18 protein-coding genes and 2 pseudogenes are annotated in these 18,755 nt (G+C 51.9%); 7 read left to right on the forward strand and 13 right to left on the reverse strand.

From position 1 onward, the window contains the following. The 3 genes and pseudogenes from FYJ62_RS04205 to FYJ62_RS04215 form a co-directional block, all read left to right on the forward strand. Positions 1 to 440: pseudogene (locus FYJ62_RS04205) on the forward strand (PfkB family carbohydrate kinase); the annotation flags it as partial. Next, entirely contained in the window at positions 433 to 924 is a 492-nt protein-coding gene (locus FYJ62_RS04210) for an aldose epimerase family protein (RefSeq protein ID WP_154548042.1), read from the forward strand. The pseudogene FYJ62_RS04205 and the gene FYJ62_RS04210, both read left to right, overlap by 8 nt. A 240-nt stretch (positions 925 to 1,164) precedes the next feature. Next, positions 1,165 to 1,926, forward strand: coding sequence for a DeoR/GlpR family DNA-binding transcription regulator (locus FYJ62_RS04215; protein ID WP_154548044.1), 762 nt, complete (start codon positions 1,165 to 1,167; stop codon positions 1,924 to 1,926). A gap of 172 nt (positions 1,927 to 2,098) precedes the next feature. On the opposite strand, the gene FYJ62_RS04220 is transcribed toward FYJ62_RS04215, so the two are convergent. From FYJ62_RS04220 to pepV, 7 genes and pseudogenes are all read right to left on the reverse strand, one after another. After that, a complete protein-coding gene (locus FYJ62_RS04220; protein ID WP_154548046.1) occupies positions 2,099 to 3,397 on the reverse strand; it encodes a DUF4767 domain-containing protein in 1,299 nt (432 codons plus the stop codon). A 347-nt stretch (positions 3,398 to 3,744) separates the two neighbouring features. Further along, positions 3,745 to 4,395 (reverse strand): hypothetical protein, encoded by a 651-nt coding sequence (locus tag FYJ62_RS04225; protein WP_154548048.1) that lies wholly within the window; start codon positions 4,393 to 4,395, stop codon positions 3,745 to 3,747. A gap of 70 nt (positions 4,396 to 4,465) precedes the next feature. Continuing rightward, positions 4,466 to 5,911, reverse strand: a complete 1,446-nt coding sequence (locus FYJ62_RS04230; RefSeq protein ID WP_154548050.1) for a 6-phospho-beta-glucosidase — start codon at positions 5,909 to 5,911, stop codon at positions 4,466 to 4,468. A gap of 375 nt (positions 5,912 to 6,286) precedes the next feature. Then, the gene (locus FYJ62_RS04235) at positions 6,287 to 7,681 is read right to left on the reverse strand and encodes an amino acid permease (protein WP_154548052.1); all 1,395 of its coding nucleotides are present in this window, start codon (positions 7,679 to 7,681) and stop codon (positions 6,287 to 6,289) included. Positions 7,682 to 7,884: 203 nt separating this feature from the next. Continuing rightward, a pseudogene (locus FYJ62_RS04240) lies at positions 7,885 to 9,254 on the reverse strand (amino acid permease). 160 nt (positions 9,255 to 9,414) lie between these two features. Continuing rightward, complete coding sequence (locus FYJ62_RS04245; RefSeq protein ID WP_154548054.1) at positions 9,415 to 10,176, reverse strand: hypothetical protein; 762 nt, start codon at positions 10,174 to 10,176, stop codon at positions 9,415 to 9,417. A 94-nt stretch (positions 10,177 to 10,270) separates the two neighbouring features. Then, entirely contained in the window at positions 10,271 to 11,680 is a 1,410-nt protein-coding gene (gene pepV, locus FYJ62_RS04250) for a dipeptidase PepV (RefSeq protein ID WP_154548056.1), read from the reverse strand. A gap of 112 nt (positions 11,681 to 11,792) precedes the next feature. Here pepV and FYJ62_RS04255 point away from each other — a divergent pair, with 112 nt between their 5' ends. Continuing rightward, positions 11,793 to 12,512 (forward strand): hypothetical protein, encoded by a 720-nt coding sequence (locus tag FYJ62_RS04255; protein ID WP_154548058.1) that lies wholly within the window; start codon positions 11,793 to 11,795, stop codon positions 12,510 to 12,512. A gap of 103 nt (positions 12,513 to 12,615) precedes the next feature. On the opposite strand, the gene FYJ62_RS04260 is transcribed toward FYJ62_RS04255, so the two are convergent. The 6 genes from FYJ62_RS04260 to FYJ62_RS04285 form a co-directional block, all read right to left on the reverse strand. Beyond that, entirely contained in the window at positions 12,616 to 12,798 is a 183-nt protein-coding gene (locus tag FYJ62_RS04260; RefSeq protein WP_154548060.1) for a hypothetical protein, read from the reverse strand. A 70-nt stretch (positions 12,799 to 12,868) separates the two neighbouring features. Further along, positions 12,869 to 13,624: a MurR/RpiR family transcriptional regulator gene (locus FYJ62_RS04265; RefSeq protein WP_154548062.1), complete on the reverse strand. Its 756-nt coding sequence runs from the start codon at positions 13,622 to 13,624 to the stop codon at positions 12,869 to 12,871. A 278-nt stretch (positions 13,625 to 13,902) separates the two neighbouring features. Further along, positions 13,903 to 14,661, reverse strand: a complete 759-nt coding sequence (locus tag FYJ62_RS04270) for a serine hydrolase (RefSeq protein WP_154548064.1) — start codon at positions 14,659 to 14,661, stop codon at positions 13,903 to 13,905. Positions 14,662 to 14,685: 24 nt separating this feature from the next. After that, on the reverse strand, positions 14,686 to 15,744 hold the full coding sequence (locus tag FYJ62_RS04275; protein WP_154548066.1) for a dipeptide epimerase: 1,059 nt from the start codon (positions 15,742 to 15,744) through the stop codon (positions 14,686 to 14,688). A gap of 27 nt (positions 15,745 to 15,771) precedes the next feature. Next, entirely contained in the window at positions 15,772 to 16,299 is a 528-nt protein-coding gene (locus tag FYJ62_RS04280) for a GNAT family N-acetyltransferase (RefSeq protein ID WP_154548068.1), read from the reverse strand. A gap of 4 nt (positions 16,300 to 16,303) precedes the next feature. Further along, entirely contained in the window at positions 16,304 to 16,885 is a 582-nt protein-coding gene (locus FYJ62_RS04285; protein ID WP_154548070.1) for a DJ-1/PfpI family protein, read from the reverse strand. Between the two features lie 170 nt (positions 16,886 to 17,055). Between FYJ62_RS04285 and FYJ62_RS04290 the strand changes: the two genes are divergently transcribed. The 3 genes from FYJ62_RS04290 to FYJ62_RS04300 all read left to right on the forward strand — a co-directional run bounded on the left by FYJ62_RS04290 (position 17,056) and on the right by FYJ62_RS04300 (position 18,754). After that, positions 17,056 to 17,802, forward strand: coding sequence for a sulfite exporter TauE/SafE family protein (locus tag FYJ62_RS04290; protein ID WP_154548072.1), 747 nt, complete (start codon positions 17,056 to 17,058; stop codon positions 17,800 to 17,802). 64 nt (positions 17,803 to 17,866) lie between these two features. After that, positions 17,867 to 18,547 (forward strand): histidine phosphatase family protein, encoded by a 681-nt coding sequence (locus FYJ62_RS04295; RefSeq protein ID WP_154548074.1) that lies wholly within the window; start codon positions 17,867 to 17,869, stop codon positions 18,545 to 18,547. Positions 18,548 to 18,562: 15 nt separating this feature from the next. Continuing rightward, entirely contained in the window at positions 18,563 to 18,754 is a 192-nt protein-coding gene (locus FYJ62_RS04300; RefSeq protein WP_154548076.1) for a hypothetical protein, read from the forward strand. The last annotated feature ends 1 nt before the right edge of the window (position 18,755 follow it).

Consider the following 18,755-nt stretch of genomic DNA (forward strand, 5'->3'; position numbering starts at 1 on the left):
ATGATTTTAACGGTCACAATGAATCCATCAATTGATATTTCTTATCCACTTGTGAACATCTGAAGATTGATGACGTCAATCGAGGTGATAAGGTCAGCAAAGTTGTCGGTGGTAAAGGCTTAAACGTATCCAAGGTTATTAACATTCTAAATTGTGATCTTTTAGCTACGGGGATTACCGGTGGCTACTTTGGTAAATTTATCGAAAAGCAGCTTTTTGACCTGGACCTGCCTTATAAGTTCTATCACATTGACCAAGAGACTCGCAGCTGCATTGCCATTCTTCATGATGGTGGTAAGCAGACCGAAGTGCTTGAAGCAGGTCCAACCTTAACTGAAGTAGATGGGGACAAGTTCTTGGATCACTTCAAAGGCTTGCTCAATAATGCTTCTATGGTTACCATGTCTGGTTCTTTGCAGCGAGGACTGTCCAGTGATTACTAATCGAATTAACAACTTTACTGCAAATACGATGTACTATTCGTTGGGTTTCCACCCTGCTTTCAATATTGAAGGCGATGTGGCTGACTACCGCTTAGACTTTGCACCAGAACAGGAGAAGCTGACAGATTTGCTGATTGATCCAGCACCATTTAGAAGTGAAAAAGAAGCAGCGGTTGAGCTCAAGGACTCCAGTCTGCCATTGAGCTATCCAATGCTGGACAAAGGCCTTAAAATCTATAATGCTGATGATATTTCGACTGTTAAACTAACTAGCAGTCATACCCACTCAATTACCATGGATCTGCACGACTTTCCTTTCTTAGCCGTTTGGAGTCCAGAAAAGAAGCAGGCATCTTTTGTCTGTGTTGAGGCCTTTCGTGGGTTGTCAGATCAGTATGGCAAGGTGGGAGAGCTAAAAGAAAGGGGAACAAGTTGTTTTCCCAGAGTTGTACAATTTGCTGGCAACGTCGATTACTTTTAATTAAGTGGTAATTAGGCCAATTTTGGCCCAAAATAAACAATTCATTGTTAAGGCTGACGCTTTTTTGTTCGAATTTGTCAAAAAGGTGTCAGCTTTTTCATACATTTGTTTTAGAATTATAGGAGAGAGCAGTGGAAACACAGTCATCTCGGTGGAAAAGTTTGCAAAAAGTGTTTGTAGATGTTATATTATGTTTGTAAGTGAACATAGCCAAACATCTGCTATCAAGAGGCATATAGTATGTTAAAAAGAGAACGTCTTGATCAGATAATGAAGATGGTTACCGAGGAGAACTTCATCTCGGTCGCTGATTTAGCAAAAAGCCTGCAGGTCTCAGAAATGACGATCCGCCGCGACTTAGACGAGTTGTCCAAGTCTGGCAAGGTGATCCGCCTGCATGGCGGCGCCCAAGCCATTTCCAGCCAGGACGGGGTGGAGCGGAGCTTCCAGCAGAAGCGGGGCATTCACATCCAAGAGAAGCAAGAAATTGCTAAAATTGCCGCGTCGCTGGTACACGACGGCGATACGATCTATGTTGGCCCCGGAACCACTTTGGAAACTATGGTCGCTGACTTAAAACAAGAGAACTTGCGGATCGTGACCAATTCGCTGCCGGTCTTTAAGGCAGCCCGGGAGAACCCGCATAATTACGAGCTGATTCTGGTAGGCGGTTCCTATCGCCGGGTCAGCGGGACTTTTTACGGCGCCCTGTCCAACAACGAATTGGATGCCATGAACTACGACCAGGCTTTCGTTGGCGTCAATGGCATCAGCGACGCGGCCTTGCTCACCGCGGACATCGAAGAAGGGCAGACGCAGAGCATTGGCCTGCGAAATTCCCAGCGGCGGATCATCGTCGCGGACATGTATAAGTTTAACCACCGCGACTTCTACCAGTTCTACAACCTGTATGATATCGATGAATTGGTTACCAATCCCCAAGTTTCTCCTGATATTCTGGAATACTACCGGCAATATACTTCGATACGCACGAGTATTTAGGAACTAGATGAAAGGGAGCATGCAGATGAACTAGTGGATTTTGCTCGTTAGACTAAACTTTTACCTACATTTTTGATATATTTCGCAAAACCATATTCAAAACAAGCAAAAAGCAAGCTGACCAATCGTCGGCTTGCTTTTTAATTTGTTTTCTGTTGATATCGTCGCTGTCTTAATCATTAATAGCGTCATTAAAGGCGTTTTTTGCGGCTTGGTTTTGTGAGACATTGAAGTTTGGCTTGCCATCGCTGCCTGAGTAGGTGTGGTTCTCAGCATCGTGGTTGGCGCCAGTGTCGACCAGGACGACAGGGTGGTTAGCCTTGTTAAAGGCAAAGACGTAGGTGACTTCGTCATCGTCGTCATTGAAGACGGCAACGACGCGGTAGTCGTAGGTTGAGTCAGAACTCCAGCTCCAGCCCATGGAAACCGGACTGCCGCCTACCGTAGCGCTCTTGAAGGCAGCTGGGAACCTGCCGCTGGTTACGGTGTCGAATTTATCACCCATGTAATGGAAATCGTAGGACTGGTCTTGAAGTGCGTCATCGTCTTCAGACTCATCATCGAAGTCATCGCCAAGCTCATCATTCTGGTCGCTGCTCCACAGGTCATTCTTGGTTCCCTCGGCTGGCCGGCTTGATCTTGAGCTTGAATGAGCTGAGGCACTGGATGCACTGGAAGCGGAGCTGGCCTTGCTTGCCTTGCTTGAGCTGGCGGCACTAGCGGCGGAAGCGCTTGGACTTGCTTGACTGCTGTCCAGGGTCAGGTCCACGGTCGTGTTGCCGTCAACTGCCGCTTTAGCGGTCTTGGTAGCATGTTGCGGACCGACCAGCTTGAAGCTGTAGTTGCCAAAAATGTAGCTTGAAGGCAGCTTGGTTGCTCCGGAGGCCAGCTTAGCGGTCTTGGCCCCGTCAACGTAAAGAACGCCAGGCATGTTGGTCTTGACTGTTGGCTTGTAGGTCTTGACCATCAGCTTGTATTTTGGATAGATCAAGAAGTAGCGTCCGCTCGTGACCAAGGAGATCTTGTCCTTGGAGTGTGGCACGTAGGCAGAACTCTGGAAGCTGCTGATTAGCTCATTGGCCTTGGAAGGGTGAGCCTGGTAGTACTTCTGCAGTGGCAGGACGCTGTTTGAGCTGACTTCGAAACTGGAGTCGTCAGTCGTCACGTAGGGCGACAGGTCCTGGCTAGTGTTCTTCATGGCCGTGCTGATTTCAGCCAGCTGCTTGTCCTTGCTGTAGTTGGCCCGGCCCACGAAGTAGAGGCCAATCAAGGCCAAGGCGACGACCGCGGCACTGATGCCCCAGACGGCCTTTTTCTTGCTCCTGCCTTGAGTCTGGGTACTGGTCCCCATGATGGTCGTGGCTTTAGTTGTGGCTGGCGTGTTGCTTTCATCGCCCAGCGGCGCGCCGCAGTTCTTGCAGAACTTGGCGTTGGGCTTGTTCTCCGCCCAGCAGTTTGGACATTTGATCATTTTTTCTTACTCCCCTTTATATGTACAGATAATAGTTAATGGTAAGCCATCAAGCGGGAAAAAACAAGGCCTGGCGGGGACTTAGCCATTTGAAAAGCGTTTCAGGCTGTTTGCATTTTACTTTATATTTTGCCAAAAATCCAGCTTTCTTTTTGCATAAGACAAGCCAAAAATGACCGCTTTTTTCGCTCAGATGAAAATTATTGCCGCGGAAAGTATTGTAGAATACTTTATGAAGCGATTAGGACCAGCGCCTACCTGCTGGTCCTGATCGGCGTCGGCACTTGCCAACCATGGCAGCCGGCGTAAAGCCCCAGGTTTTAGGACTTAGGGTCTGGCTCTTATACTTAATTTATCTTTTCACAACTTTGGCCCGGGTGCGTTGCCCGGGTCTTTTTTTGGTAGAGCGTGTCAAAACGTCGGCAGTTAGGTACTTTTAGGGGATCATTTTGGTCAAAATCGAGGTAGTTGGGTACTTTTAGGGGATCATTTTGGTCAAAATCGAGGTAGTTGGGTACTTTTAGGGGATTGTTTTGGTCAAAACGTCGGCAGTTGGGTACTTTTAGGGGATCATTTTGGTCAAAACTGCGGTAGTTGGGGACTTTTGGGGGATCATTTTGGTCAAAATAGCGGTAGTTGGGTACTTTTAGGGGATCATTTTGGTCAAAATATCGGCAGTTGGGTACTTTTGGGGGATTGTTTTGGTCAAAACTGCGGCAGTTGGGTACTTTTGGGGGATAAAATTTTTGAAAAGGGGCGTATTTAGGTATTTTTAGGGGTAAAAAATCCCCGTAAAGTCCCCAACTAAAGCCGGAATCGCGAAATTCATCCCCGTAAAGTCCCCAACTAAAGCCAAAATCGCGAAATTCATCCCCCAAAAGTCCCCAACTAAAGCCAAAATCGCGAAATTCATCCCCGTAAAGTCCCCAACTAAAGCTGAAATCGCGAAATTCATCCCCGTAAAGTTCCCAACTAAAGCCAAAAACTTCGTAATCCAATAAAAAACGATCAAGATTGCAAACGCAGTCTTGATCGTTTTTTGTTTAGATGCGAGTAAAATTGTTCCGCTTAATCCAAGTCGGTCCCGTTGGATTCGATGACCTTCTTGTACCAGAAGTAGGAGTCCTTTGGCGTCCGGCTGAGGTCGCCGACGCCTGCATCGTTCTTATTGACGTAGATGAAGCCATAGCGCTTGTCCATCTGGCCGGTCCCGGCAGAAACCAAATCGATTGGTCCCCATGGCAGGTAGCCCATCAAGTCGACGCCATCGATTGCCACGGCTTTTTCCATTTCGCTGATGTGCTTCTTGAGATAGTCAATCCGGTAAGGGTCGTGGATCTTGCCATCTTCAACCTTGTCGTAGGCGCCCAAGCCGTTTTCAACGATGAACAGCGGCAGGTGGTAGCGGTCGGTCAGGTGGTTCAAGGCCAGCCGCAGGCCAACCGGGTCAATTTCCCAGCCCCAGTCGGATCTTTCCAAGGTTGGGTTGACGGCAACGGCCTTGGCCAGGTCGCTTAAGTCGTCAGGATCGACTTTCTCACTGGAAACGGTCGTTGACTGGTAGTAGGAGAAGGCAACGTAGTCGACGGTTCCTTCCTTGAGGACGACCCGGTCTTCATCGGTGATGTCTGGGCGGTAGCAATGCTTTTCAATGTAGGCTTCGATCGCTTTTGGATATTCGCCAAAAACTTGCACGTCGGAGAAGAAGTCCCGGTGCTGTTCGAACTTGTCGGCCAAAAGGGCATCAGCTGAGCTTGGAGTGAGCGGCCGGACTGGCGAGTAGTTGATCATCAAGCCGATCTTGAAGTCCGGGTTGATCTTGTGGCCGATCTTGACGGCCAAAGCGCTGGCCACGAATTCGTAGTGGGCTGCCTGGTACATGGCGGCTTCTTTTTCTTCATCGGTCATGCCGTCCTTGAAAAGAATGCCGGAGTTGGTGGCCATCAGGAAGTCGTTGTTGAAGGCACTTTGGTTATCGATTTCGTTGAAGGTCATCCAGTACTTGACCTTGTCCTTGTAGCGCTTGAAGCAGACTTCAGCGAAGCGGACGAAGAAGTCGATGGTCTTGCGGTTGGTAAAGCCGCCATAATTCTTGGCTAGGTTGAAGGGCATTTCGAAGTGGCTCAGGGTGATTACTGGCTCAATGCCATACTTGTGCATTTCGTCAAACAGGTCGTCGTAGAATTTCAAGCCTGCTTCGCTTGGCTGCTCGTCGTCGCCATTAGGGAAGATTCTGGTCCAGGCAATAGAAGTTCTGAAGGCCTTAAAGCCCATCCCGGCCAGCAATTTGATGTCTTCTTTGTAGTGGTGGTAGAAGTCGATGGCTGAGTGGTTCGGGTAGTTCTTGCCCGGCAGGACGCCGTCGGTAATCTCCCGCGGCTTGGTGGCTGAGCCAACCGTCATGACGTCCGCGACTGAAACGCCTTTGCCGCCAACGTCCCAGGCGCCTTCCAACTGGTGAGCCGCAACCGCGCCGCCCCATAAAAATCCTTCTGGCATTTTTGCAGAGTACATTGAAGAAACCTCCATTTTAGTTATATGTTTTCAGTATATAACGACTTGTTTTCACTGTTTTACGTCTCTTTTAGGAAACCGCTTACGGAAATGATTATATTTGGTATCTCTTATTAATGCAAGGGTAGTTGCATAGCGCTTTTTGTTGAAAAAATAGCACTTTGACCAGTCGGTGTTTGCTTGATGATGCGATATGACTTTGTCTGCGGCAGTTGTGGGGATTGGCTGGCGCGGATTTTGTTTTAGTTGGGTACTTTTCCAAAGCCTTTTTCCCGAAAGATCCCCAACTGCTTTTAAAAAAATCGCCCAACCAAAGATGGCACACAAAAACACTCATCTGACCTAGATGAGTGCGGAAATCAATGTTTTAACTTACTAGCTTAAGCGCGGGTTGGCACCGCGGTGCTTCTCGCTGATCCAGCACCAGCTGCCGAACAAGAGGGTCCAGGCCACGGCCAGGGTAGCACCGAAGACGTCAGCCTTGATGAAGAAGAGGCTGAAGAAAATGACCAGGAAGAAGGCGATGGTCAAAGGACTTGCGACCTTGTAGAAAGGCATCTTGAAGCCGTCTTCCATGAAATCGCTGGAAGCACGGTACTTGCGGTGGGCAAAAAGGGCCAGAACGTAGACCAAGATGTACATGTCGCTGGTTGCCCCAGCTACGGTGCCGAAGACTTCAATCGCGGTGCTTGAAAAACTCATGATTGGCGCGATCAGCATCAAAGCAACTGAAACCGCGATCCCCGCGGCCGGCACGCCGTTGGTGGAAATCTTGGCGAAGTGCTTATTAAGGAAGGAATCCTTTGGCGCCTCTTCAGCCAATTGGAAGAAGTGGCGGCCAGCTGAGAAGATCCCGGAGTTAAGCGAAGAAGCCGCGGCCGTCAAGACGACGAAGTTGAAGATTGAGGCCACGGCATTGAAGCCGGCAATCTTGAAGACTTGAACGAAAGGACTTGATCCGCTCGTGATCTTGCCCCAAGGGATGACGCACATGATTACGACCAGGGTCGCGATGTAGAACAAGAGGATCCGGAGCAGGGTTTCGTTGACAGCCTTCTTGATGACCTTCTTCGGGTTCTTGGCTTCACCGATGGTGATGGTCACGAATTCAATCCCGGCAAAGGAGAAGAAGACCATTGGAAAGGCGGTGAAGAAGGCATACTTGCCTTTTGGCAAAAGGGAAAAATTGCCGGTAAAGTTGCTCAAGCTGGCGTGGCCGACCGGGGTCTTAGCGTTCATGGCAACCATGATGATCCCCGTCACGACCAGGGAGACGATAGCGATGATCTTGATCATGGCAAACCAGAATTCCGTTTCCCCGAACAGTCTGGCGGCCGTCAGGTTAAGCAGGGTCAACAGGCCCAAGACCGCGACTTCAATCAGCCAGGCTGGCAGGTTGGGCAGCCAGTACTGGACATAAGTCGAAACGGCGGTCAGTTCCGCCATGCAGGCAAAGAGGATGCCGATCCAGTAGGTCCAGCCGGCAAAGCGTCCGGCCGCGTCGCCCAGATATCTGGTGATGAAGGAGACGAAGGTGTGACTGTTGCAGTCAAAGTAGAACATTTCCCCCAAGGCCCGCAAGAGAAAGAAGAAGAACAGGCCCATGATGGCGTAGATAAAAATAACTGACGGGCCAGTGGCGGAAATCGTGGTCCCTGCCCCCAAGAAGAGGCCAGTCCCGATCGTGCCGCCAATGGCAATCATCTGCACGTGCCGGTTGGACAGGGAGCGGATGGTCCCGTCCGCGTTTTCAATGCTGCGATCTTCCATAAGCAATTCCTTTCATGCAAGTAAATTAAAAACAAATAAGAATCAGTAGCTTTATAATATAATCTTCAGCATTTTTTGTAAAGCAAAATCGATTTGCAAAAGTGTAAAAAAAACAGGCCTCCAAAACAAAATGAAGTTGGAGACCTGCTAAGCTTAAATATATTCTGTTTCAGTCGACTAAAACTAAATAAAATTAGCCAAGCCTAGGAATTTACCTTTTTTCGCCGTTCCCTGATCCAGCACCAGCTGCCGAAAAACAGGGTCCAAAGGACGGACAGGGTCGCGCCAAAGACGTCGTTTGGAATGAAGAAGAGGCTGAAGAAGATGATCAAGAAGAACAAGATGGTCAAAGGACTGGCCACCTGGTAAAGCGGCATCTTAAAGCCGTCTTCCATAAAGTCGCTTGACTGCCGGTACTTGCGGTGGGCCAGAAGGGCCAGAACGTAGACCAGGATGAACATGTCGCTGGTTGCCCCGGCAACCTTGCTGAAGACCTCAATCGCCGCGCTGGAGAAGCTCAGGGCCGGCGCGATGAGGACGAAGCAGACGGAAACGAGCAATCCGCGGGCCGGCACCCCATTTGGTGAGATTTTGGCAAAATGCTTCTTAAGGAAGGAACCCTTTGGCGCTTCTTCGGCCAGCTGGAAGAGGTGGCGGCCAGAAGAGAAGATGCAGGAGTTCAAGGCACTTGCCGCTGCCGTGAGGACGATAAAGTTAAAGACGGAAGCGACCGCGTTGAAGCCGGCGATCTGGAAGACCTGAACGAAGGGGGAGCTGCTTGCGGAAATCGTCCACCAAGGGATGACGCACATGATCACGACCAAGGTCGCGATGTAGAACAAGAGGATCCGGAGCAAAGTTTCGTTGACGGCCTTCTTGATGACGTGCTGGGGGTCCTTGGCCTCGCCGATGGTGATGGTCACGAATTCAATCCCGGCAAAGGAGAAGAAGACCATTGGGAAGGCAGTAAAGAAGGCATATGGGCCCTTCGGCATCAGCGCGAACCGATAGGTAAAGTTGCGCAGGCTGGCATGGCCGACCGGCGTCTTGGCGTTGACGGCGACCATGATGATCCCAGTCACGATCAAGGCAATGATCGCGGTGATCTTGATCATGGCAAACCAGAACTCGGTTTCCCCGAAGAGCTTGGCGGCCGTCAGGTTCAAAGTCGTCAGGAGGACTAAGGCGGCGACTTGGATCAGCCAGGCTGGAACGTTAGGCAGCCAGAACTGGACGTAGGTGCTGACTGCCGAAAGCTCAGCCATGCAGGAAAAAAGCAGGCCGATCCAGTAGGTCCAGCCGGCAAAGTGGCCAAATAGCGGCTGATGAAGGACACGAAAGTATGGTTGTTGTAGTCGTAATAGAACATCTCGCCCAATGCCCGCAGGAGAAAGAAGAAAAAGATCCCCATAATCGCATAGATGAAGACGACTGATGGCCCAGTGGCCGAAATGGTGGTCCCAGCCCCCAAGAAGAGGCCAGTCCCAATCGTGCCGCCAATCGCGATCATCTGCACGTGGCGGTTGGACAGGGAGCGGATGGTCCCGTCCCTGTTTTCGATTTTGTCTGCCATGTTAAGACTCCTTAAATTTAAATTAGAAACAAAACAATAAATCCATAATATAGATAATAGTTGTCTTTGTAAAGGAAAAAACTTATAAATGACAGAAAACAGGCCTTCATTCCTAATAAAGGAACGCAGGCCTGGCAGTTTGCTGATCTTGCTATTTAATTTAGCAATCGAGGAGGCCAAGCAGCGGCTTGCACTTGTCCAGCGGATAGGGGGCGTCAGGCGCGGCGTGCAGCTCCACGCGCTTGACGCGGACGGCCTTCAGCTCCTGGCCGGCCTGGACGATGGCTACCGCGCCTGCATAAGCCTGAACTTGGTCAGCCAGGTAGCAGTACTCCCGGCCGCTGTCTTCATCATCGTCAGTGAAGGCAACGATGGCAAAGGCATGCTGGCCGGCCGCGGGCAGGATCCGGTTTGTCCAGCAGATGCCTTGGCAGCTGGCGGGCAGGGACTTGCGCAAGAGGGCTGCCAGGTCAGCGCCATTGAAGCATGGTTCTGTCCAAGTAGGCAAATAGCCTTTCCAGACCTGCAGGTCCTCGTCTTCAAAGCGCAGCTTCAGCGCGTCGTCTAGGTCACTGGCTTGGCCTGCTGCCTCCTGCTCAGTGAAATACTGGCGGAAGCTGGTCAAAAGATAGTTCGCCGTCTGCTTAGGCAGGGTGAAGCGGTGGCGCTCCCGGCAGCGCACCTTGGCATTCAGGATGGGAAAGCTAAGTGGCGGTATTTCGGAATCCGTGACCAAGTCGAAGGCGGAATAGCTGCCATGGCCATTGCTCATTAAGCTGAGCCGCTGCTTGCAGTCCTGGATGAGCACGTCATTACCCGGCAAAAATTCAGAAGTTTGCAGGATGATCTTGGGGTTGTTGACAAGACTGAGCTTTTTGATGGGACCTAAGTCGCTGATTTTGTTCACGGTTGTGTATTTCATGATCTGCCTCGCTTTTTTGCAATTGCCGATATTGGTTTGAGCTAAGGCAATTTTAGCAAAAAGAAAAAGCGATGCAACCGCACCGCTTTTCAGTTTAATCAGCGTCTTTAGTCAGTTCGTAGATGGCTTCGGCGTAGATCGCGATTGAGTCGATCAGATCCTTGACCATCATGTATTCGTTGGCCGCGTGCATGACCATCGGGCCGTTTTCCGGCTGGGCGCCGAAGGCAACCCCGCGCTTGAAGAGGCGGCCGTAGGTACCGCCGCCGATAACGACTTCGTGGCCCTTGTTCCCGGTCTGCTTTTCGTAGACCTTGAGCAGGGTTTGAACCAGTGGATCGTCGCCTGGCACGTAGTGCGGCTCTTCAAAGCCATTGTAGCTGACGTCCAGGATGCCGCCGAACTTGGCCATGACCTGCTTGACCATGGTGTCAGGGTCAGTGCCTTGCGGGTAGCGGACGTTGTTCTTCATCAAGGCCTCGCCGTCGTGTTCGTAGGCAAAAATGGTTGAGGAGCTGGCGATCTGGCCCATCAAGTCGTCCTTGTGGTAGATGCCCAGCTTTTTCCCGTAGAAGTCTTCGTGAGCCACGTCGGCTAAGAAGTGAAGGAAGTTCTTGTCTCTGCCGGCAAAAGCATAGCGGTCCAAGAACAAGGCCAGGAAGGTGGCGGAGTTCTTGCCGACTTGCGGGGCAGAGGCGTGGGCACCTTGGCCAACCAGCACGATGTCGGCCGCGTCGCCCTTGACGTCAAAGCTGCCTTCCAGGCCATTGTCGGCCAAGAAGAGCTGGTAGGCAGCGGCCATGTCGCCCAGCTTTGGCCCCGTGATCGTGGCTCGGGTTACCTGCGGAGTCACGTTGGTGGCGATGCCGGCCTTGAAGGACTGCAGGACGCAGTCGCCCTTGGCGGCGTCGTTTTTGAAGGTGAATTCCAGGGTAAAGATCCCTTGTTCGCCGTTGATGATCGGGTATTCAGCATCAGGGGAGAAGACGATATCTGGCGTTGGCTCATGCTTCAAGTAGTAGTCGATGCCAACCCAGTTGGTTTCCTCATTGGTTCCCAAGACGAAGTCGATCTTCTTTTTGGGCTTAAATCCGGCTTCCTTTAAAAGGAGCATCCCGTAGTAGGCTGCCAGGCTTGGTCCCTTGTCGTCGGCACTGCCGCGTCCGTAGATCCGGCCTTCAGCGTCGATTTCCATCTTGAAGGGGTCATGGGTCCAGCCATCGCCGGCAGGAACGACGTCCATGTGGCCGATGATGCCCAGGCGCTGGTCGCCTTCACCGAAGTTGACCCGGCCAGCGTAGTTGGCGAAGTTTTCCGTGTCAAAGCCGTCGCGCTGGGCGAAGCTGAGGAACTTGGTCATAGCCTTGACCGGGCCAGGGCCAACGGGGTATTCCGCGCTGGCCTTGGCCAGGTCTTCGGATGAGTCGATGGCGATCAATTCCGCCAAGTCCTTGAGGATGGCGTCCTTTTTGGCTGCCGCGAGTTCTTTGTAGTTTAATTCCATTATTTTCTCCTGTTTCAGCTGCTTTTATCAGATTAGTTACAAAAAGTAACCAAATGCTTAAGTAAAATTCTAACAATCTTCGCCAGCCCTGGCAAACAATTAGGCATGGGCTTTGGCTGCGGTAAAAACGGGGCTGATTTTCGTTGATTTGGCCATGGCTGCGGTAAAAGCGGGGCTGATTTTTGTTGATTTTGCCATGGCTGCGGTAAAAACGGGGCTGATTTTGTTTGATTTGGCTTTGGCTGCGGTAAAAACGGGGCTGATTTTGTTTGATTTGGCTTTGGCTGCGGTAAAAGCGGGGCTGATTTTGTTTGATTTGGCTTTGGCTGCGGTAAAAACGGGGCTGATTTTTGTTGATTTGGCTTTGGCTGCGGTAAAAGCGGGGCTGATTTTTGTTGATTCGGCTTTGGCTGCGGTAAAAGCGGGGCTGATTTTGTTTGATTTGGCTTTGGCTGCGGTAAAAACGGGGCTGATTTTTGTTGATTTGGCTTTGGCTGCGGTAAAAGCGGGGCTGATTTTGTTTGATTTGGCTTTGGCTGCGGTAAAAACGGGGCTGATTTTTGTTGATTCGGCTTTGGCTGCGGTAAAAACGGGGCTGATTTTGTTTGATTTGGCTTTGGCTGCGGTAAAAGCGGGGCTGATTTATTGTTTAGATCCCCGTTTATTACTGAGCCAAACGTTTTTTTCGAAAAATGATCCCCGTTTATTACTGAGCCAAGCGATTTTTTCGAAAAATGATCCCCGTTTATTACTGAGCCAAGCGATCTTTTCGAAAAACGATCCCCGTTTATTACTGAGCCACGTGATTTCTGCATCAGTTAGGTACTTTTAGGGGATCATTTTGGTAAAAACGTCAGTAGTTAGGTACTTTTAGGGGATCATTTTGGTAAAAATGTCAGTAGTTAGGTACTTTTAGGGGCTGATTTGCGATGTAGTTAGTCATTTTTGAAAAAATGTTCCCCGCGAAGTCCCCAACTGTTGTCATTTTTGAAAAAATGATCCCCGCAAAGTCCCCAACTGTTGTCATTTTTGAAAAAATAATCCCCGCAAAGTCCCCAACTGTTGTCATTTTTGAAAAAATAATCCCCGCGAAGTCCCCAACTGTTGTCATTTTTCAAAAAATGTTCCCCGCAAAGTCCCCAACTGCCGCCTCCAGCCCAATCAAAAAAGCTGCCTTTCGGCAGCTGATTAATGGCGGTATTTGGTTGCGGCGATATCGATGACTCTTTCGGTAAAGACGACGGGGATTGACTGCGGGTCGACCGGCAGCCCTTGAGCCAGGTTCTTGCCTGGCAGGATGATGACCTTCTTGAAGTACTTTTTCAAAGGCGTGTCTGGGTTCATCGTGATCAAGTAGCTGTGCTTGAAATGTGAGATGGACTTAGGCAGGGGGGAGGAGCCAAAAAGCTTGGAGATCCCGGAAACCGAGTAGAAGACGGCAGTTGAGTCTTCATTGCTCAAAGGGAAGAGGTGCTCGCCAGCAGCCAGGGCATCCCCGAAGTAGGTCGCCTTCCCCAGGTCCCGCATCCCCATGCAGAGCAGGCGGGCCGGCAATTCAGAATAGTAGATCCCGAAGATGAAATTGTTGGAGCTGTTGATCAGGACGTCAGCCAGCTCGTCGGCATCGGTCTCGTTGGTGGTCCAGACTTGATTGATGGCATCGTGGTAGTCCTGCAGGTATTCGCTGGTCGAGACCATGGCGCTCTGGCTTTCCTGCTTCTTGATGTAGGTCAGCAGCTGAAACTTGAATTCCTTGAAGCCAGAATAGCCCATCTTCTGGCAAAAGCGCTGTACGGAGGCCAGGCTGGTCCCGGCTTCTTCCGCCAGGTGATTGATGGTCAGGGATTCAACGTTGGTCAAGTCCTTGGTCATGCGGTTCATGATCTTACGGTCGGATTTGGAAAGCTCCGATGACTCGACCGTGAAAAAATTAGTGATGTCCATGTTTTGCAATCCCCACTTTTAAATAAAATTAACAGTTACTATCAATTTTATCATAATTTCTGAAAAATTATCAAAATATTGTGGCTGGAAAGGCCCGCTGCGCGGCAATTACGAGATTGACTTTGCATGGAGAAAGCAATTTGGTCTCAGTTGGGTACTTTTCGGGAAACCGATGTTGAAAAAATACCTAACACCGCGCGTGCCCCAGCCCACACAAAAACACTCATCCAACTGAGATGAGTGTTCTAAAGCGTCTCCCGTTCGGGCAGCGCGGATAATTATGAAATTGTTCCGCCTAATTCCTGGTAGGCCAGCTCGCCGACCTGGTTCATGGCCAGGATGATCTTGGCGCGCTCGCGCAGGCCTTGGTAGTGGCTCATGAAGCAGACGTCCAGATACTGGTCATCGACCATGATTCTGGCGATGTCATGCTCAGTGTCGTCCAGCTCCCCGGTCTTGTTCCAGGAGCAGCCTTCCGGAAGGTTTTCGATCAATTTGTTGCGGGAGCTTTGGTTGTACATGGCCCCGCGGCAGATCTCGCCAAAGGGGCTGGGATCGTCCAGCAGCTGCTTGAAGAGCTTCATGGCCGCAGCCGCGGTGATGTAGTTTTCCTTCCCGGTCTGGCTGTCGGCTTCGGCCATCAGGTAGCGGCCCAGGTGCAGGCCTTGATAGCATTCTTTAAACCAGGCTTCCAGCTGGTCAAAGCCGCACCAGTCGATCAGGACGTTGGTGGCGGTATTGTCTGAATCTGACAGCATCAAGTCCAGTAGGTCCCGCAAGCTCCAATTCCTTTGGGCCAAGTGGCAGAGCATCCCGCCTTCCACGATCGCCTCATCTTTGACCGTGACCGTCTGGGTCAGGTCCATGGGGTGGGCCTGCATGTAGGCGGCTACCCCTAATTTGATCAGGCTGGCTGACTTGAAGCGGTCATTGACGCTGTCTGTTTGAAAAAGAACCTCCCCGGCCGCGTTCGTGATCAGCAGGGCTTCTCTGCCCGGCAAGGGGCGCAGGAGCTGGTCGAGCTTGCTTGCTAACATGGCTTTGCCTCCTTAATGAAAAAATTACTTAACCGTAATCGTATCGCCCGCCGCCACGGCAAAATTAGCCATGTCAGGGTCCTGGTCAGCCATGAAGACTGAGTCCAGGTCGGCGAAGACGACGTTGGGGTTGGCCAGGACGAAGGAGCAGGCGGCAGAGATCGACTCAATCGATTCGATCATGCAGCCGACCATGGTCTTGATCCCGCGGCTTTCAGCCAGATCGTTGATCTTTTGGGCCTCGCTCAAGCCCCCGGTCTTCATCAGCTTGATGTTGATGTAGTCGGCGGCCCGCTTTTCAACCACCTTTTGGGCATCAAGATAGCTCTCCACGGCCTCGTCAGCCATGATTGGGTAAGGGGAGGTCTTGGTCAGCCAGGCCATGGCGTCCAAGTCGCCGGCTGGCACTGGCTGCTCGATAAAGTCGATGGCCAGCTTGTGCTTCTTCCAGTAGTTGGCGGCTTCTAAGGTATCCCGCGCGCTCCAGGCCTGGTTCATGTCCAGGCGCAGGTGGATCATTGGTCCAACGGCATAGGCAAAGTCTTCCACCAGCTTGATGTCCCGGTCCACGTGCCCGTGGCCCAATTTCAGCTTGAGGGACTTAAAGCCGGCCTCGACGCGCTTTTGCCCTTCGGCAATCATCTGGTCGGGGTCGCCAATGGAAATGGTGTAGTCGGTGTGGACGCTGCCGCCCTTGCCGCCCAAGAGCTCAGTCAGGCTGATGCCCAAAAGCTGGCGCTTGGCGTCATAGAGGGCCAGCTCAACGGCGGCCTTGGCCGGGCCGTTGTGGACGATGCTGGCTTGCAGCAGCTGCAAGAGCCGGCGCCAGTCGCCAAAGTCCTGGCCTAAAAGCAGCGGCCGGATGACCTCCTTGATGACGGCCGCGGCGCTGTTGATCGTGTCGCCTGTGACCTTCTCATTGGGGGTGCAGGTCCCCGTGCCCACGATCCCATTGGAAAGGGCGACTCTGACGCGGACGGCGTTGATGCTGTCCACCCGGTGCAGGGCCGTCACGAAGGGGGTGGTCAGGGGGATCACCTTTAAATCGACTTGCAGATCTTTAATCGTTAGCGTTTCTGTCATCTCCTGCTATGCTCCTTGTTGCTTGATTTATTCTGCTGGCAGATTGAGTTCATAGGCCAGGCGGCTGGGATCGATAGAGTCGCTGGTGACCTTGATGATCCCGCGCAGCTGAAAGCCATGGCTAAGCGCCAGGTGCTGCATGGCCGCGTTGGCCTTGCCGGTGTCGACGCGGAAGTTCTTGATCCCCCGGCTTAAGCCCAGGGCAATGAGCTGGTTCAAGAACTGCCCGGCCAAGTGCTGGCCGCGGAAGGCTGAGCCGATGGCAATCCGGTGGATCGCCGCGTAGGGGTCGGCCACGTTAGCCCAAGCCCCGTCAATTACGGCGTAGTTGGGGTCTTGCCCGGTGATCGCGGCATAAGCGGCAATTTGCCCGTCAGTCTTCAGGATGAAGCCGGCGTGCTCCTTGATGTCGCTTAAGATGGTGGCTTCATCAGGATAGCCTTCCTGCCACTGGCTGGAGCCGGATGCTTTTAAAAAAGCCTTCGCGTCATTGATGATATGCATGATGGCGGCTAGATCCGCCACCTGGGCTTCGGTGATGTAGCTTAAAGCCATGGGACTAGTCCAGGTTGATGTGGTCGCGCAGGTAGTTGTACTGCATCGCGTTTTCCAAGTCTTCCGTGTCCTTGCCCAAGACGCGGGCGATCGCGTAGGCAAAAGCCCAGGAAGTAGCTGGCCCGCGGCTGGTAATCAGCTTGTGCTCAGCGTCAACGACGACCGGAGTGTCCATGTAGTGGCTGCTTGGGTTTTCTGACTGCACTTGGGCCTTAAAGTCCGGGTGGCTGGTCCAGTTGGCGTTTTCCAAGAGCCCGTACTTGGACAAGGCAATCGGGGAGGCGCACATGGCGGCATCCCATTTGCCTTGCCGGTGGCGTTCAGCCATCAATTCGCCCAGCTTGACGCTGTCGCGCAAGTGGTGGGCGTTAGGCGCGCCGCCTGGGAAGGAGACCAGGTCGTAGTCCAAGAGGCTGTCGTCCAGGGTCTTGTCGCATTCAAAAACGATCCCGTGGCCGCCGCGGATGGTCTTGCTGGTCAGGCCGATCATGTCGCAAGGGATGTCCAAGCGGCGCAAAACGTCGACTTGGCTCAAGCCTTCAACTTCTTCACATCCATCTGAAAATACGATTGCTGCTTTAACCATGATTTTTACCTCGCATTTGTCGAAATTTCTGATCTTGTTGTTTTGCTTAAGCCTATTGTACTTCATTTCCTGGCCAAAAAGCACAAATGCTTGCTTCACGTGGGTGAAAATCAACTACAATAAATAAGTTGGAATTTTTTAGCAAGCAAAATAAAGCAAAGGAAGTATTTATGCTGATTGTCTACTTAATCGTCTTGGGCATCCTGGCCGGAATCGTCTCTTCCGTGGCCAGCATGGCCTCTTTGGTTTCTTACCCCGGCCTGTTGCTGGTCGGGCTCAGTCCGGTCGTGGCCAACATGACCAACACGGCCTCTTTGGTGACTACAGGCTTTGGGGCTTTGACCTCCTGCCTCAAGGAAATGAAAGGGCACTGGCGGGAACTGGCCTGGTACGGCCTCTTCCAGCTCTCCGGGGCGGCCATTGGGGGCTGGCTTTTGTCAGCCTTTCCCGGCGAAATCTTTAAGAAAATCGTCCCCCTCCTGGTCTTGATGAGCGGGGGCCTCTTGGTCTGGAGCGGGCGGCGGCCGATCTACACCCGGGACTCAGACAGCAAGCTCAAGCTGGTCCTGGCCTACCTGGGCCTGTTTATGGCTGGCATTTACGCCGGCTACTTCGGGGCGGCTTCCGGCGTCTTGACCCTGGTCTTTTTGACCTACTTGTCAAAATCCAGCTTCGTCGTCATCAACGGGATCAAGGCCATCATTGGCTCTTTGGCCAACCTGGTCGCCCTCTTGATCTTCATGTACCGGGGCCTGGTCCGCTGGGACGTGGCTATCCCTTTGGCGGCGGGGATGTTTATCGGTGGCTTTCTTGGCCAGAAACTGATTAAATATCTAAAGCCGAGCCTGGTCAGAGGGGTGACCGCCGCCTTTTCCGTGGCCCTGGCGGCTTATCTGGCGGCCTCTGCCTGGTTTTAGTGAAATTGCTAGCAAAGTAAGTTAGAATAGAGTAGTTCGATAAAGATAAAAAAGGAGGAAATGTTTGAAAACTGAAGTCTATTTAGTCCGTCATGGCGAGACCCTGTTCAACCGCTTGGGCAAGGTGCAGGGCTGGTGCGACACTCCCTTGACCATCAGGGGGATCGATGATTTGAAGAAGACCGCCTTGGCCTTGGCGCAGATTCACTTTGACAACATGTATTCTTCCGACCTCAAGCGGGCGATCGACACCGTCCACTTGATGAAGAATGCCAACGTGGTCTCCCAGATCGGGAAGATCAAGAAGCTGCCGGAATTCCGGGAAGTCTTTTTCGGCTCCTTTGAAGGCGACAGCATTGACGAGACCTGGCGCGCCGTCTCCAAGGCCGCTGGCATCCCTGAAACCGAAGACGTGAAGGCGATTATCGATGCCGTTGGCATCTACAAGTTCAGAGAAGCCACCAAGAAGGCGGACCCACGGCACCTGGCCGAAAACGTGGAGGAACTGGACCTACGCATGCAGCGGGCCGTCAAGGTCCTGCGCGAGGAAACCAGAAACGAGGGCCGGGTCCTGGTCGTCTCCCACGGGGATTTCATCAAGACCCTGGGCATCAAGTACTGGGACCAAAGCGACGGCCTCCACGACATTCCTTTCCCGGAAAACGGCAGCGTGACCCGGGGAATTCTGGATGAAGACGGGAACTTTAAGATCGTTGACTACAACTGCTCAGCAGATGATTTATAAAAGGAAATTGATTCTATGAAGTGGGATACGCATACTTTTACCTTTATTTTGTTGTTGATCGTTGGCTTGTGGGAACTGGCCCGCGGCTTTAACGCGGCCAGAACCATGAAGGAAGGCCAAGTCAAGCTGACCGCCAGATCCTACTACCTGACCGGGGCGGTCGTCTTGATCGCGGCAATTTTCTATGCCTACAAGCTCTGGGGGTAAG

Origin of the sequence: Lactobacillus porci (assembly GCF_009695985.1) — a bacterium.
Lineage (GTDB): Bacteria > Bacillota > Bacilli > Lactobacillales > Lactobacillaceae > Lactobacillus > Lactobacillus absianus.